The organism is Aeromonas popoffii, from assembly GCF_037818705.1.
GTDB classification, from domain to species: domain Bacteria; phylum Pseudomonadota; class Gammaproteobacteria; order Enterobacterales; family Aeromonadaceae; genus Aeromonas; species Aeromonas popoffii.
On sequence record NZ_CP149129.1, the window covers coordinates 1,105,625 to 1,121,596 of the forward strand.

The window sequence follows — 15,972 nt, forward strand, 5'->3', positions numbered from 1 at the left end:
TTAAATAGAGATAGCGCCAGTCGCTAAGCCGTAAACGCCGTAAATAGCCGCGGCGGCAATCACAGCGAAGATGATCCAATCCGAGGCCTTATCGAACACCACCTTGCCCTGCTCGCGGCGGGCGATGAAATACAAAACAGTGCCAGGCGCAAACAACACCGCCGACAACAGGATGAACTTCAAGCCGCCGGAGTAAATCATGAACAGTGTATACAACACGGCAAAACTGGCGATCAGCAGGTCGCGATTTCGTTCCTGTGGACGCACCTCATAGGTTTCACTGCGCTTGGCAATCATCAAGCCGTAGGCAGCCACAAACAGGTAGGGGATCAAGGTGGTGGCGCTAGTCAGGTTAAGCATCAGCGAGAACGCATCACGCGACCAATAGGTGGTGATCACAATGATCTGGACGATGATGCTGGTCACCCAAAGCGCCGTGACCGGCACGTTGTTTTTGTTGACCTTGGCAAACATCGCCGGCATGTCCTTTGACTTGCCCGCTGCGAACATCACCTCCGCACAGATCAGCGCCCAGGCCAAATAAGCGCCCAGAACTGAGACGAGCAAGCCAGCACTGACAAACATCGCCCCCCACGGGCCGACTACCGACTCCAGCACGCCAGCCATCGATGGCTGACGCAGGCCGGCAATTTCGGCGCGCTCCATCACTGCGTAGGGCAGCAAGGTAACCAGCACCATCAAGCCGGTAACCACGATAAAGCCAAGGATGGTTGCCTTGCCGACGTCGGCGCGCTCTTTGGCGTAGCGTGAATACACGCTGGCGCCTTCAATGCCGATAAACACAAACACAGTGACCAGCATGGTGGCCTTGACCTGTTCGAACAGGCCTACAGTCAAGTCGCCGCCATACAGATTCATGCTGAACAGATCGATCTTGAATGCAAAAAACAGCAAGACGATAAACACCATGATCGGAATGACCTTGGCGACCGTCACAATGCTGTTGATAAAGGCGGCCTGCTGTACGCCGCGCAGAATCAAGAAATGGAATAACCAAATGCCGATTGAAGCAACACCGATGGCGATCACCGTATTGCCATCGCCGAATACCGGAAAGAACGCACCCAAGGTGGACTTGATCAGCACCCAGTAAGACACGTTACCGATGCAACTGCCGATCCAATATCCGAAAGCCGAGAGAAAGCCCGGATAGTCACCAAAACCTTCTTTGGCATAAGCGAATACGCCGGCATCGATATTCGGTTTGCGCTCAGCCAAGAATTGAAAAACTCGCGCCAGCATATACATGCCGGTACCGGCAATAATCCACGCAATCAGTGCACCCAGCGGCCCGGTTGCTCCGGCAAAGGTTCTTGGTAGCGAGAAAATCCCGGCCCCGACCATGCCGCCAACTACCATCGCGGTTAGAGCCATCCGCGACATTTTTTGTTCTGTAACAGCCATATTCTATTGTCCTCCTGGAAACTTATACCGGGTGAGACACCCGACTGCGCTAACCCCTTGCTTAAACACTCAACTTCTTGTTAAAAAACAAGGTCAATCCTGTTGCTTTGTCAAGCTGATTGTCACAATATTTTACCCGTCCAAAATAGTAAAACTGCCAAACATACTGAATGTGCACTAAGGCAGATTACATCGACGTGATTGTACTGGTTTAAGCCCCTACCTATGCATGGCTCAAGCATTACCGCGAGATGCCGTAACAGAAACGGCCGCGATTAATCGTTTACGCTGTAGCCGAGGATTGTCTCGCCATAACCTGTAAAATACTGCTCCATTACTCCACAAAGTAGCTCGGCACACTTGGAAACTGCCGATTAGCTAGGTAGCTTGCAAGTCAGTGCTGAAATTATTGCCCTTGATGCCCCTGCGTAAACTCCAAGCTAGCCGCCAGTCGTTGCCTTTGTGATAGTTGAAGCGGTTTTCGCCGTATCCTAGGTACTTTAGATATCCGCGTTTTTACTCTTCGAAGTAGAGGTATAAGCATAGACCTTCTGTTAGAAAGCCCCAGTGAGAATCATCAGGATTGCCATAAGTAATTTCTGGGTGCTCAGAAAAAGTATGGATACTCCGCTGTCAGGATAGTTGTCGCCTCTTCGGTTATTCCTAAAAAAAACGTATCGGGGGCGGAAGGAGACAGGCCGTACTATTCACCTGAACGCAGAGCCGCATTACCTTAGCCATCCCCTCATACGAGTGAGGCGCGGTGAGGCCTCTGAGGTATGCTCTGCGTTTTTGACCCGCCAATACCGAACAGAGCAGCCCAATGCTTAATCACGACATCATTCTCAACCACATTGATGACATTTTCTGGCAGGACATGCATGCCAAACGTGTGTTGTCGCTCGCCCATGAAACCCACGGGGTTATCGAGTCTGGCTCGCTGGTCATCCCATTGGCAATGGCCTCTCTTTGGCCAGTGGTCTTGAACACAAGTACGCGGTCAAGCAAGTCGACCGCTTGCTGACCAACATCCAGCTCAATGTCTGGCGCCTTTTCGATGACTGGGTTCCCTATGTGGTGTCCGAACGCACCGAGATTGTCGTATCCATAGACTGGACCGAGTTTGAGGCCGATGACCACAGCCCCCTGGTTATCAGCCTGCAAACCAACCATGGCCGCAACACACCGCTATTGTGGAAAACCCACCAGGAATCCTTGTTCAAAGGCCAGTGCAACATCCATGAGCGGGCGTTGCTGACCAAGATCAGAAAGACCTGGTCGGAGGGCAATGCCAGTCAGTTAAGCCTGACTGGCATTGTTTTTATTGGTTTTTTTAACTCCATACTTCTGTGGCCTTGGCTTCACGCTGCGGGGATAACTTCGCTCCGGCAATACAAACTGCCCTGCCTGTTTCTCCAGCTCCGCAACGCGTCCCGGGATATTCCCCGGTGAATTCTCGTGAGTAATTGGCTCTGCCTTTACGGCTGCTATTAGTACGGCTATTGGTGTACACCATCTTTGGTTCCCACTACTTTTTAGTGGGAACTACTTTGTCCACAACTGCCTCCATTCACCAGACGGTAGTGGCCGGACGCTTACACCGGTAGTGCCATGGCGACGTTGGTTGACGATGTCTTGCAACTAGGGGCCGATATGGGCATTGGCGGTTGACACATCCAGTGCCAGTTCTGCCTGTTTGAGTGTGGCAGCCAGTGGTGTGACAAAGCAGCGCTGAAACGCTCGACCTTGCCTTTGGTCTGGGCCCGGTAGGAACGGCAGACGCGGGGGCGCAAACCGAACTCTTCGGCCAGGGCGAGCAGGGCCGGGTGCCAACGATGGTCACCTTCACCATAGGTATCCCGCTCGCGGATAATTGTGAAATCGACCTGTGGGTGCCGTTTCAAAACGGACAACAGTGCCAGGGGCGTCATGGCGCTGAGGAGATAACCAGGCCTTGAGCTGTGAGAGCCCGCCAGTGTAACCACTAGGGAACCAGGGGTGATTTACATTACATTCGTCACTTTGGCACTCAGATGCCGTTTTGGGGAGGGGCGACCATCCCATTTACGCCGCGTAACGCTTGCAGCAAAAACTGAAAAGCCCGCATCCACAGCGGGCTCTCTGGTTTAACGGTTGAGCGCCAAGATGCGGCGCTGCATATGCTTAGTCCAGTGCTTTGGCTTTGAGTTGGGCATATTCATCAGCATTAATCGCGCCGTTATCGAGCAAGGCTTTGGCCTCGCAGATCTGCTCGACTGGTGATTTACCTGCCACTTGCCGAATATAGTCTTCGGTATCTGATTTGGCCCGCTGCATCGCCGCACGTTGACGCTGGGCCATGCCTGCACCATTGCTAACAATGTAAATCAGCGCGGTAAACATCGGCAAAAATATCAGTCCGAGGATCCACAGAGCTTTAAATCCGCCGCCCATTTCAGTGTTGCGAAACAGATCGCCGACGATCTGGAACAGCACCAAAAGGTAAGCGATAAAGATAAAACTTGAGAGTATTAACCAGAAGAAATCCCAGAAATTGCTCATATTGGTGTGTTTCCTTTGCGTTGCCTAATTGGTTTAGGTGTAGCCGGCGTAAACCCGCCGGCGATGGTGTTACCCGGGCTTGCGCATCGCGGCCTGTAGCCAGCTGCGCAGAAGCGACCAGAGTGCGCTGCCGGTGAGCATGCCAAGCACGTAAACTCCGACGATCAGTAGCGACGCCGGCAGCGTCAGGCTCATATTAAGCAGCGAAACTGTGACAAGACTTATATTTTGAATTTTAAACAGCAAAACAGTCGTCGTGATGACGATGATTAAAGCGGCGTAAACGTAACGCATAGACCCCCCTGTACTGATGATTAAGGTAGTGCTGATGGTGTTTTAAGCGACTCATCAGCTGTCGTTGCTGGATGTTGTAACACACGATTTATCAGCATGTAACAGGCAATAAAACCGCCCAGCGAGGCGGCAAAATGTTTCAAGGTATGGCCGCTAACAACATGGCTAAGACTAAGGATTTCGGCGTCATAGGTTTCGAGCACCTTGCTCAACACATACCAGCTAAAGATCCAGTAAAGATCACTACCGCGTGAGTAACGCGATGGTTGCAAAATAGCCAGAAAAAGTAAAGCCAGTACCGCATAAGCCTGCAGCATTGCGTACGGCAGCACGTTGCCAACGCCTTGCCGCTCGGTCACACGCCAGTAAATAACCGATGAGGCACCAATCAGTAACATCGGTACTAATAACACTAGCCCGGTGCGCACGCTGATGCGATCTGAAATCTGGCTGGCGACTAAGGCCATAAAGGTAATGGTCATCGGCAGACGGTCCCAGAACAGTCGGTCATTGTCGGGGGCTAGATGGTAGTAACTTGAACCTAAAGCAGTCGCGAATATACCAAAGAAAAACACCAAATAAGGCCAACGCTCACGCATAAATTCAAACCGCACGCGGCAGCGGATTAGCAGGGCCAACCCCAAGGTACCCGCCAGAAAAAAACCTATATTGGAGACCACGTTATTGAAATGCGGGATCCCCAAGAAGCTGCGTTGGTCGGCAAAATTATGGTAAGCCAGCGGCTGCGGCACGGCCGGTAACAAAAAGGCTGCCGCCACACAGGCGAGGGTAAAACCGATCAGTAGAAGGTTGCGCACACTCATAGGACAAGCTCCTGTTGTCGATGCGCGGTACTGTTTAGCGTTGTGCATGATCGGTACTGTGTCCATCCAATGGGTTGTGAGTTTTTATGGAGCGCTGACGACGGCATTAAACACACGCTCGCCATCCGCACGATGCGCATCCAACAAACCGTCGCGTATTTCCCATAGTTTTACCGACTCCAGCGCCGCGAGAAACTCGCGCTCTTGTTGCATCACTCCATCGGCGGGGCAAACCATACGTGTGCTCAGCAATGGGCCGATGCTCAGGCGATTTTCGACCGAGGTAAAACTCGCCTGATAAGTATTGCAACCGCTGCTGCCGTGTACCTGGCCTTGCTCAAAGACCATGCTCAAACGCGTGCCAGGCAGAGCGCTAACCACTGCTTGGCGACCGTTGTTGAATCCGGTTACGTCCCAGTACACGCCCTCAAGCGTTGCCGCAGGCTGCGCTTTAAATGTCAATACCGCACCAGTGGCAGTGCTCAGGCTCAGTTGCTCAGTATTAATGGCATACGCCAGAGTGCCGCTGAGTGCCGCTCTCACGGCGTTCTCCAGCGCCGTTTGTGGCTCCGGGCAAGCCATCGTCGAACCGGCTAACATGCTAATTTTCACCTTTCCAGTACTCAGGTTATAGCCCCCCATAAGCCTATTACAGCCGGAAAAACCGCTCAAACGGCCTGCCTCAAAACGTACCGTTACAGGCTTTGCCGCGTCAATTGCGATACCGGCAAAGCTACCGCTAGGAGAGTCTAACTGCCATGTTGGCCCCTCTAGTGAGAGCGGCTTGGCGGTGGTATCCGTGGTATCCTTAGCTGGCTTTGGCACGCGACAACAACCTGCCAACAGTTGCCCGTCTGGCAGCGATATCCTTGCGCTCATTGGATGTTGGGTGTTAGACATACCGTCGCTACAGCTCGCCTCACGCAGCAGCGCGACTGCTTCGCCGCCCTTACCGGTTACCGGCTTGCCGCGCCAAGCGTACTCTTTGAGCGCAAGCAGATGCGTTTTCTGGCCGAGGAAATCGACCGCTTTCTGTTCGGGCAAGAGCAATTGCGCTCGACTTTTGTCACTAAACTGCAGGCTCCATGACGGCTCATTGCCAAAGCAAATAAGCTGCGGCTCGGCGGCGAACACAGTAAAAGCCGGCAATACCGACGCCAGTAAAATCGCTGCATTTATCGATGTTTTTAGCATGTGTTCGACTCATCCTTTATGAATATATATAAGAGCGTATTGTGACCATGTAGGCACCGCGCAGGCGCTGCTACCGCATAGGTAAAGAGCCGCAGCTTGAGGGCGGTTTTGGTAGTGCAGATTTTTGCTTCCAGCATACTAATAATTGGTGATAAGGCCTCACTATCTCAAGCTATTGGCGCTTGGGGTTTTGGGAACAATGGAACACAGCACTACCCGCGTCGCTCAGTGCCTTCTTCCCAGCAATCGGTTTTGATAACGCGCTGAAGGAATAGTAGTTAACTGCTTATACGTACAATGTAGCCGATGTTATGGTTGTTGTCCTCAATGGGGAAGGTCAGTGACTCAAACCAGTGGCAGTGTTGTGAGGGCAGGCTATAATCATGTTTATCTGCTTGCATCACGTATTAGTATAAGGCTCTGATGACTGACGCCTGCGCCCCCGTTAGTGGCATCGTAGTTGTTCCACTAGAGCACCCTGATAGCAATTAAAACCTTTAGGTCTAACTGGCTTTGCCATCTATTATTGCCTATTGCCGCGACTTCTGTCATTGCATCACTGTCTATTATTGCGCTATTGCACGAGATAAAACCGATGATAAGAGCAACACTGAAAACATTTAAATGGGCAGCGTTGGTGCTAGGCGTCAGCGTGCTGACGATATTGGGTGTGCGTGCTTATGACTCGCAGCGCGGTGCGCCATTGGAGCTTTGGCATACTTTTGTGCCGCATGAATTGACGGTCGAGCAGATTGATATGGCTGACTGGGCTCAGTACGTGAGCGCCGAAGAGCGAATTTTTGCCGAGGTACGTACCGAGGTGAGTGATCGGTTGGATCCCGAGTCGCGCAATGCTAGCGACCGTTTTTTTGTCGATAGCCCAATTTATCCCGGTAACTTTGCCAATAACTGGAACCATTCTTACATCATGATGCCGACGGGCACGCCCATAGGTGCGGTGGTGTTGCTGCACGGTCTGACCGACTCGCCCTACAGTCTGCGTCACATTGCCTTGCGTTATCAGGCCGATGGTTATGTGGTAGTTGCTGCGCGGATGCCGGGGCATGGCACCGTTCCGGGTGGCTTGACCAAGGTTGAGTGGCAGCAGTGGGCGGCAGCGACCCGGATGGCTGCGCGTGAAGCGCGTCGACTGGGTGGCGCGTCTACGCCTCTGCATGTTATCGGTTTCTCCAATGGCGGCGCGTTGGCGATGAATTATGCCCTCGAAGCTCTCTCCGATAAGGCGCTGGCTCGCCCAGATCGCATTGTGCTGATCTCGCCAATGATCGGCATCACCAGTATGGCGCGATTTGCCGGCATGATGGGCTGGCCTGCAGTATTTCCCGCGTTTGCCAAAGCCGCATGGTTGAATATAGTCCCGGAGTTTAATCCGTTTAAATACAACTCATTTCCGGTTAATGCGGCGCGCCAGACTGCGCTCATGTCTAACGAGTTGCAGCAGCGCATCGCGCGCTATGAGAGTGAAGGTCGCTTGAGCGAATTGGCCCCAATACTAACCTTTCAGTCGGTGGTCGACTTTACTGTTAGCACGCGGGCAATCATCAACGCGCTCTATGCTCATCTGCCTGCCAATGGCAGTGAGTTGGTGTTGTTTGACATCAACCGCAATACTAAGATTGGCCCGCTACTGCGCGTGAGTAACGATACCGTGCTGAAACGTTTATTACCTGCGCCGCCGCGTGCCTATACCGCGACCGTTATCAGTAACATTAGCCCTAACCAAGCAGAGGTTATGGAGCGCACTACCCCGGCAGGTTCAACAAAGGGGCAAACGCGTGCCTTGGGCTTGGTTTACCCGCGTGAAGTTTTTTCCTTGTCGCATCTAGCGCTGCCATTTCCGCTCGACGATTCACTGTATGGCTTAACCCCTGGAGATAACCTCGATTACGGCGTTAATTTAGGCGCGATGGCGGCACGCGGGGAGCGCGGTACGCTGATCGTGAGCATGGACTCGCTAACGCGGATGTCTTCCAATCCATTCTTTTCTTACATGCTTAAACGTATCGAAGAGGGTCTTGGCGGTGGCCGCAGCACGGCGGCACCAAGTGCTAACGGTGCGAATAGTCCCGAGTAAGTAAAATCGTCCAGCGAAATAGGAGCACGACATGCACACACGGATTCCACTTGATGAAAATGAGCTACTTGAGTCCGTGTCGACCGGACATTTGCCACCTGCCGAACAGATAGAGTCATTGGTGGCCGAGGCGTACGAGCGTTATCGGTCGCTGGATGAGGGACGGGTGGCCGATTACATTCCGGCCTTGGCTAAAGTGCCGCGTGAGCTTTTTGGTATCTGTGTTGTGGGAGTTGGCGGGGCGGTTTATACGGCTGGCGATGTTTCCTATGAGTTTACCATTCAGAGCGTCTCCAAGCCCTTTGTGTTCGCTCTGATTTGTCAGGCGATTGGCGAAGCCGAGGCGCGCACTAAGCTCGGCGTGAATGCCACCGGGCTGCCCTTTAATTCGGTGATGGCGGTCGAGCTCAATCAAGACCGAACCATGAACCCGATGGTCAACGCTGGGGCTATCGCAGCCACCAGCCTCGCGCCAGGCGCTAATGCCGATGAAAAATGGCAGTTTATCGAAGAGGGTCTGTCGCGTTTTGCCGGCCGAAAACTCACCCTCAATCGCGAAGTTTACGACTCTGAAGCTGCCACTAATCTACGTAATCGCGGCATAGCCAAATTGCTGGAGGGCTACGATCGGATGTATTTCGACGCCCTCGAAGCCACCGATATTTACACCAAGCAATGTTCGCTAAACGTCTCGGCTCGTGATCTTGCCATCATGGGGGCGACGTTGGCGGATGGCGGGGTCAACCCTATTACCGAAGAGCGGGTGGTGGATGCCTCGATCTGTAAGCGTGTACTGGCTGTGCTGGCAACCGCCGGGCTGTATGAGCTTTCGGGGGACTGGCTGTATGAAATAGGCTTGCCGGGCAAGAGCGGTGTTAGCGGTGGCATTGTTACCGTGGTGCCGGGTAAGGGGGGATTGGGCACGTTTTCGCCTGCGCTCGATGAGGCCGGCAACAGCATTAAAGGACAGCGGGTGGCGAAGTTTCTCTCCGAACGGATGGGTTTGAACCTGTTTGCCTCTAAGCCTGACCATTGAGTGGTTGGGTGTATCGATGTATCTCGCCAGTCACTCGGCTTGGCGTAATTATCCAGGGATGAAACATTATGACTAAGGCGTTCTCTGCAGGCATGGGTGAGCAAACGGAGCAGCAAGCATCTTGGCTGCCGATGATTATCATCTCGATGGGGCAAGCACAAATGTCGTTGAATATCAACGCTTTGCCGGTATCTATTGGCGGTATTGTCGAGGAGTTCAATACGGCCCCGACGACGGTGGCGACTGCTATCGTGGCGTACTCTCTGGCGGTTGCCGGTTTTATTATGCTCGGCGCTAAACTCAGTCAGATGTTTGGTGCGCTCACGGTATTTCGTTTGGCAACTGTTGTTTTGTGCGGGTCGATGGTGATGATGACCTTCAGTCCCAATGTAGCCGTGATGATTGCCGCGCAAGGCATCGCTGGCTTGGCTGCGGCCGCCATAGTGCCAACCTTGGTAGTGCTGATTGCCAACAATTACTCCGGCAAGCAGCAAGCCAAAGCGCTGGGTATTCTGGGGGCCGTGCAGGCTATGGCGACGGTAACCGCCTTCTTTGTGGCTGGTGTGGTCGGTACCTACCTTGGCTGGCGCTATGCATTTGGACTGGTTATTCCGTTTTCTGCGATAACCCTGTTTCTTACCCTGCGACTCAAGCCCGTTGCCAAGGTGCCTGATGTGAAAATTGACGGTGTCGGGGTGATCCTGGCCGCAACCTCAGTCATCCTGATCAGCCTTGGGGTCAACAACCTGAACAATTGGGGGCTGATGCTGGCCAATACACTTGCACCGTTCAATGTGCTGGGGCTATCACCGGCGTTGCTCATGCTGATTGTCGGTTTGGTGGGTATTCAGTTGTTCGTGGCTTGGGCGCAGCGTCGTCAGGCACGTCAAGAAACGCCCTTGTTAGCCCTTGAAGTTATCCAGTCACCACAGGAACGGGCGGCGGTGTACTCGATGATGTCGATTGTGATCTTGGGTAATGCATTGACCTTCCTCGTGCCGTTGTATATCCAAATGGTCCAGGGGCGTTCTAGTTTCGACACCGCAGTGGCGATGATCCCTTACCAACTGTCAGTGTTTACTGCGGCTATTCTTGTCGTCGGTCTTTATGATCGACTGGCGCCCCGCCAGATCGCCCGTTATTCTTTTGTGTTGGTGTCGATTGCGATGGCGCTGCTGGCCTTCGTGATGAAAAACGACTGGAGCAACTGGTTGGTTGTGCTGGGCCTAGTCATGTTCGGTTTGGGCCAAGGTGCGTTGGTTACGCTGCTATTTAACGTGTTGGTCACCTCATCGCCAAAAGAATTGGCTGGTGACGTGGGATCGCTGCGTGGCACGGTGAATAATTTATCGGCAGGTGTTGGCAGTGCCATTGCCGGTGCATTGGTGGTGGGTATCCTGAGCATGAATATTAATAGCGCCTTGGTTGAGAATCCGACTATTCCTGCAGCCCTGATTGAACAGGTTGATCTCGATCGGGCCACCTTCGTCAGTAACGATCGCTTGCTCGGTGTTATGTCGCGAACCACGGCAACCTCGGAGCAGGTTGACGAGGCCGTGAGAATTAACGCTGAGGCGCGCCTTAAAGCGCTGAAACTGACATTTCTGATAATGGCTGCGCTGGCTCTTTTAGTCATAGTACCGAGCGGCCGGTTACCGGGTTATATTCGTGGTCAAGGTCCCAGTGGACAGCCACCCAAGGTTTAATGATTGATGGCTGACTGCGCCCGCTCGAACAAGTGCCAATACCATTGAAAGGAGTTGTTCTGTGTTTGTGAATTACTTTGCCACGCGTGTTGGCCATTTACATGCCGCGACCGCTGTACTCGCGCTTGCTTCTCTGGCACTAGCCACGGGCTGCCAGCGGGAGGGCGAAGAGCTGCAAGCGGAGATTCGCCCGGTTCGCGTGATGACCATCGAAAGTCGTGACAGCAATGGCGCGTTTTCGTTGACCGGCACAGTGCAGGCGCAGGCTGAAATCAACTTGTCGTTTCGTATCGACGGTCGAATGATCATGCGCACGGTGGATATTGGCGACAGCGTCAAGGCTGGTCAACTGATTGCTCGGCTCGATCAGCAAGATGAGGAGCGTGGTCTACAGGCGGCGCGCGCTCAGTTAGCTGCGGCTCGCGCGCAGTTGCTTGAGGCGCGTAACAACTACGGGCGTATGCGTGAGCTGGTCGCCCAGGATGCTGTATCGCGGGCTACTTATGACCAAGCCGAGGCGCTTTTGGGGACGGCAGATGCACAGGTTAAGGCAGTGAAGGCGCAGGTTGACTTGGCGAAGAACCGCTTGAGCTATACGCGTCTCTTGTCTGATGTGGCTGGTGTGGTGACGGCACGTGGTCCTGAGGCGGGCGAGGTGGTCGGGGCAGGGCGGATGGTTGTTCAGGTTGCGCGCGATGGTGCACGTGATGCGGTATTTGGCGTGCCAGCACAGATCAAAGACAGCGCCCAGAGCAACTCGGAGATCACGGTCTTTTTAACCAGCGACCCACAGGTTACCGCCGTAGGCAAGGTGCGTGAAATTTCGCCCCGTGCCGACCCGGTAACGGGCACTTTCGCTGTGCGTATTGGACTGCTTAATCCACCACCGGCGATGCGCTTAGGTAGCACTGTGACTGGGCGTTTAAAACTGTCAGTGGCTTCCGGCATTGAGGTTCCCGCCTCGGCGTTAACCCGTGCGGGTGGCAAACCTGCAGTATGGGTGGTCGACGCGCAGGCACTGACAGTGTCGCTACGCACTATCGAGGTGCGCGGCCAAGATACGGCCAAGGTCCAGGTTGGTGCAGGGCTTAACCCTGGTGATGTGGTTGTGACTGCCGGAGTGCAGGCGCTACGTCCGGGCCAGAAGGTCCGTCTGCTAGAGGCGAGTAAATCGTGATAGGTCCGAATCTGTCTGAGTGGGCGCTTTCGAAGCGCTCGTTGGTGGTGTTTTTGATGATTCTCTCCGTGGTGGCGGGGACGCTATCGTTTACTAACTTGGGCCGTGGCGAGGACCCTGCGTTTACCTTCAGGAGCATGGTGGTCGGAGCTGCGTGGCCAGGGGCGACGGTTGAGGAAACCCTGCTGCAGGTTACTGAGCGCCTCGAGCGCACCTTACAAGAGACGGATCATCTTGAGCGGGTGCGCAGTTACACCACTGCGGGCCAGGCCACGATTTTTGTCGACCTGAAGCAGTCAACCCCGCCCGCCGAGGTTGAAGATGTTTGGTATCAGGTACGTAAAAATATTGGTGATATGCGTCATACCCTGCCATCGGGTGTGGTCGGGCCATTCTTCAATGATGACTTTGGCAGCACTTTCGGCATTATTTATGGGTTTACGGCCGACGGTTTTACCTTCCGCGAGTTGCGTGATTACGTCGAAAGCGCCCGCTCACGGCTGCTACAGGTGCCGGACGTTTCCAAGATAGAAGTGTTGGGCGCTCAAGATGAGCAAATATTTATCGAGTTCTCCACCGAACGCTTGGCTGGCTTGCGCCTTGACCTACCGGCGATTTTAGCCTCACTGCAGGCGCAAAACTTGGTAACCCCGGCGGGCGTGATTCAGTCTGAGCACGAGCGAGTGTTTTTGCGTGTTAGTGGTGCGCTGGATTCTGAGCGTGATATTGAAGCCATGACCATTGTTGCTGGCGGGCGGATTATTCGTCTTGGCGATATTGCCAGCGTGCGCAGAGGCAACGTCGACCCGCCGCAGCCGATGTTTCGTATCAATGGCCAACCGGCTATTGGCTTAGCAATTGCCATGCGCGACGCAGGTGACATTCTCCAATTGGGGAGCAGTATTCGCGCCGAAATGGCCGATATTACCGCCGGTTTGCCGGTGGGCATTGAACCGACACTGGTGGCCGATCAGGCCGTTACGGTGGATGTGGCAATTGGCGATTTTATGACCTCGCTTTGGCAGGCTATCGTAATCATTCTTGGTTGCAGCTTTCTCAGCTTGGGGATTCGGCCCGGCACCGTAGTAGCACTGGCGATTCCGCTGACGTTGGTGATCGTGTTTGCCGTGATGGATATCGTCAATATCGATCTGCACCGGATATCTCTAGGCGCATTGATTATCGCCCTTGGTCTGTTGGTCGATGATGCCATGACCACGGTCGATGCCATGATGCGGCGCTTGGCTGCCGGGGACAGTAAAGATGAGGCCGCCACTTTCGCTTATCGCACCTTGGCTGCCCCGATGCTGATAGGGACGCTGGTGACCATCGCCAGTTTTGTACCCATTGGTTTTGCCCAGAGCTCGGCGGGTGAGTACACTTTTTCGATTTTCTCAGTGGTGGGTATTTCGCTGATCGTCTCGTGGCTGGTGGCGGTGATTTTTGCACCCTTGATTGGTAAAGCGATACTCAAGACACCTAAGGCCGAGTTACAAGCCAAGCCGAGTAAGTTACTAAATGCTTATGGTGCTTTCTTGCGTGCGGCGATCCGCGCCAAATGGTTGACCATCGGCCTGACGCTGGGGGCTTTCGTCATTACCTTATTCTTGTCGCAGTTCGTTTCGCAGCAGTTTTTCCCCGCCTCTGATCGCCCTGAATTGACGGTGGATTTGAGCCTGCGCCAGAACGCTTCTATCTATGCCACTGAGGTGCAAGCCCAGCGGCTCGAAGCGTTCCTTAAAGATGATCCCGATGTTGAGCACTTCAGTACCTATGTTGGCCAAGGGGCGGTGCGTTTTATCCTGACCTTAAATGTTCAGCTGGCTAATCCGTTCTTCGCTCAATTGGTGGTGGTGGCTAAAGATATTGAAGCGCGAGAACGGCTGCAGGTTAAATTGGAGAAACTTCTCGCTGAGCAGTTTCCTGATGTAGTAGCACGGGTCTCCCCTCTCGAGCTAGGCCCACCTGTGGGGTGGCCCTTGCAGTATAGGGTGAGCGGACCAGACAACGATAAGGTGCGTGCCATTGCCCTCGACTTGGCTGTGCTGATCGGTGCGGACGCCCGCGCCCGGCACGTTAACTTCGACTGGATGGAGCCAGCGCGGCAGATTCATGTGCGCGTTAATCAAGAAGAGGCCCGTCAACTGGGCATCAGTTCGAGTGCGCTGGCCGGTGTGCTCAATGCCGCCGTGACAGGCACGACTGTGACGCAGGTTCGTGACGATATTTACCTAGTAAACGTTGTGGCCCGCGCCATTGACGAACAGCGCGCCTCACTGGAAACGCTCAGCTCGCTGCAGGTGCCGACCCCGAGTGGGCGGATGGTGCCGTTGAGCCAGTTCTCGACCTTTGTTGAGGAGCAGGAGTTTCCTTTGGTGTGGCGCCGCGACCGGGTACCGACCTTGACTGTGCGCGCCGATGTGATCAGTGGGGAGATGCCAGACACAGTAGTGGAGGCGTTGGCACCGCAGGTCGCCGCATTTGCTGCCAAGCTGCCCAAGCCTTACAAGGTCGAAACCGGTGGGCTGTACGAGGAGAGCAAAGAGTCCCGCGCTTCGGTGTTCGCCGTAGTGCCGCTGATGATCTTGCTGATGCTGGTAGTCATGATGGTGATGCTTGTTAGCTTTCGCCGGTTAGTGATGGTGGTGTGCGTTTTACCGCTGGGGCTGATAGGCGTGGTGCTGACGTTGCTGACCTTTGATCAGCCGCTTGGCTTCGTTGCCATTCTCGGTGTTTTGGCCTTGATCGGTATGATCGCCAAGAACGCGGTGATTCTGATTGTGCAGATCGAAACCGATCGCGCCGAAGGGAAGAGTGTCTACGATGCCGTCATCGCATCAGCGACCTCGCGGATGCGGCCGATGATGTTGGCTGCCTTCTCAACCATCCTGGGCTTGATCCCCATTGCTCCGACCGTATTTTGGGGGCCGATGGCGTTCGCCATCATGGGTGGTTTGTTAGTGGCAACGCTGCTGACGTTGGTGTTTTTGCCGACGCTGTATGTGGCAGTGTTTGGCCATGAGCAAACACTTCCCGGTACGGTTGTTGATGAAGCCGCGATGGGTATTACGGATTGAGCTCAAGCCCATTAACTGCGCCCGCTGCTGCGGCGATGCGCGAGGTCTTAGAGTTGTATTTGGACGACACCCGACAGCTGTTTAACTCAATGGACCCGGCACCGTTTCGCGAGCGTGATATTGACCCCGAGGCGGCGCAGTACATCCTCGACTGGGCGTATGAGGTCTCGGGGCGAAAGTCGCTGGGCTTAGCGGTACATCTGGGGCGAGAGAACACCAGCGGTGACACTACGACGATCGTGACGCAAGCGGTGCATGAGTATTTTCGCGGTCGGGCGCAGGCTTCGCGCAAAGAGCTGAAAAAGCTACTGCGCACCGGGCGCATCACTTTGGTTATCGCGTTGGTTTTTCTGAGTGCGGTGAACGGCTTTAGTGAGTTTGTCTCTGAGCTAATCCCGCACGAGGGGCTCTTCTGGTTAATTAACGAGAGCTTATTGATTGCCGCCACGGTGGCACTCTGTCAGCCGATTGCGATTTTTCTCTACGACTGGTGGCCGATCCGCGCCGATGCTCGTTTGTATGACCGCCTTAGTGTGATGGATGTGCAGGTTTTCTGTGCCAATACGGCAAGTGCTTGCGTAGTGGAACAACCAGCGTTATGAC

General features: G+C 54.2%; 11 protein-coding genes and 3 pseudogenes. 7 read left to right on the forward strand and 7 right to left on the reverse strand.

The window, feature by feature from the left end; genetic code table 11:
* A complete protein-coding gene (locus WJM78_RS05345; protein ID WP_042038317.1) occupies positions 1 to 1,425 on the reverse strand; it encodes a basic amino acid/polyamine antiporter in 1,425 nt (474 codons plus the stop codon).
* A gap of 823 nt (positions 1,426 to 2,248) precedes the next feature.
* Here WJM78_RS05345 and WJM78_RS05350 point away from each other — a divergent pair.
* Positions 2,249 to 2,712: pseudogene (locus tag WJM78_RS05350) on the forward strand (IS4 family transposase); the annotation flags it as partial.
* Between the two features lie 12 nt (positions 2,713 to 2,724).
* Here WJM78_RS05350 and WJM78_RS05355 read toward each other — a convergent pair.
* The 6 genes and pseudogenes from WJM78_RS05355 to WJM78_RS05380 form a co-directional block, all read right to left on the reverse strand.
* Positions 2,725 to 2,877, reverse strand: a pseudogene (locus tag WJM78_RS05355) (IS4 family transposase); the annotation flags it as partial.
* Between the two features lie 192 nt (positions 2,878 to 3,069).
* Positions 3,070 to 3,408, reverse strand: a pseudogene (locus WJM78_RS05360) (IS21 family transposase); the annotation flags it as partial.
* Positions 3,409 to 3,588: 180 nt separating this feature from the next.
* Complete coding sequence (locus WJM78_RS05365) at positions 3,589 to 3,966, reverse strand: SHOCT domain-containing protein (protein ID WP_339014267.1); 378 nt, start codon at positions 3,964 to 3,966, stop codon at positions 3,589 to 3,591.
* 69 nt (positions 3,967 to 4,035) lie between these two features.
* A complete protein-coding gene (locus WJM78_RS05370; protein WP_339014269.1) occupies positions 4,036 to 4,260 on the reverse strand; it encodes a hypothetical protein in 225 nt (74 codons plus the stop codon).
* A gap of 20 nt (positions 4,261 to 4,280) precedes the next feature.
* Positions 4,281 to 5,084, reverse strand: coding sequence for a hypothetical protein (locus WJM78_RS05375; RefSeq protein ID WP_339014271.1), 804 nt, complete (start codon positions 5,082 to 5,084; stop codon positions 4,281 to 4,283).
* An 84-nt stretch (positions 5,085 to 5,168) separates the two neighbouring features.
* Complete coding sequence (locus WJM78_RS05380; RefSeq protein WP_339014273.1) at positions 5,169 to 6,278, reverse strand: META domain-containing protein; 1,110 nt, start codon at positions 6,276 to 6,278, stop codon at positions 5,169 to 5,171.
* Between the two features lie 595 nt (positions 6,279 to 6,873).
* Between WJM78_RS05380 and WJM78_RS05385 the strand changes: the two genes are divergently transcribed.
* The 6 genes from WJM78_RS05385 to WJM78_RS05410 all read left to right on the forward strand — a co-directional run bounded on the left by WJM78_RS05385 (position 6,874) and on the right by WJM78_RS05410 (position 15,971).
* Positions 6,874 to 8,373: an alpha/beta hydrolase gene (locus tag WJM78_RS05385; protein ID WP_339014275.1), complete on the forward strand. Its 1,500-nt coding sequence runs from the start codon at positions 6,874 to 6,876 to the stop codon at positions 8,371 to 8,373.
* 31 nt (positions 8,374 to 8,404) lie between these two features.
* Positions 8,405 to 9,409 (forward strand): glutaminase A, encoded by a 1,005-nt coding sequence (gene glsA / locus WJM78_RS05390; RefSeq protein ID WP_339014277.1) that lies wholly within the window; start codon positions 8,405 to 8,407, stop codon positions 9,407 to 9,409.
* 68 nt (positions 9,410 to 9,477) lie between these two features.
* Positions 9,478 to 11,115, forward strand: a complete 1,638-nt coding sequence (locus WJM78_RS05395; protein ID WP_339014279.1) for an MFS transporter — start codon at positions 9,478 to 9,480, stop codon at positions 11,113 to 11,115.
* A 61-nt stretch (positions 11,116 to 11,176) separates the two neighbouring features.
* Entirely contained in the window at positions 11,177 to 12,292 is a 1,116-nt protein-coding gene (locus tag WJM78_RS05400) for an efflux RND transporter periplasmic adaptor subunit (protein WP_339014281.1), read from the forward strand.
* Positions 12,289 to 15,369: an efflux RND transporter permease subunit gene (locus tag WJM78_RS05405; protein WP_339014283.1), complete on the forward strand. Its 3,081-nt coding sequence runs from the start codon at positions 12,289 to 12,291 to the stop codon at positions 15,367 to 15,369. The genes WJM78_RS05400 and WJM78_RS05405 overlap by 4 nt, the downstream gene beginning before the upstream one ends.
* A 53-nt stretch (positions 15,370 to 15,422) precedes the next feature.
* Positions 15,423 to 15,971 carry a hypothetical protein gene (locus WJM78_RS05410; protein ID WP_212512394.1) on the forward strand — a complete coding sequence of 183 codons (549 nt, stop codon included), beginning with the start codon at positions 15,423 to 15,425 and terminating at the stop codon, positions 15,969 to 15,971.
* Position 15,972 lies beyond the last annotated feature (1 nt).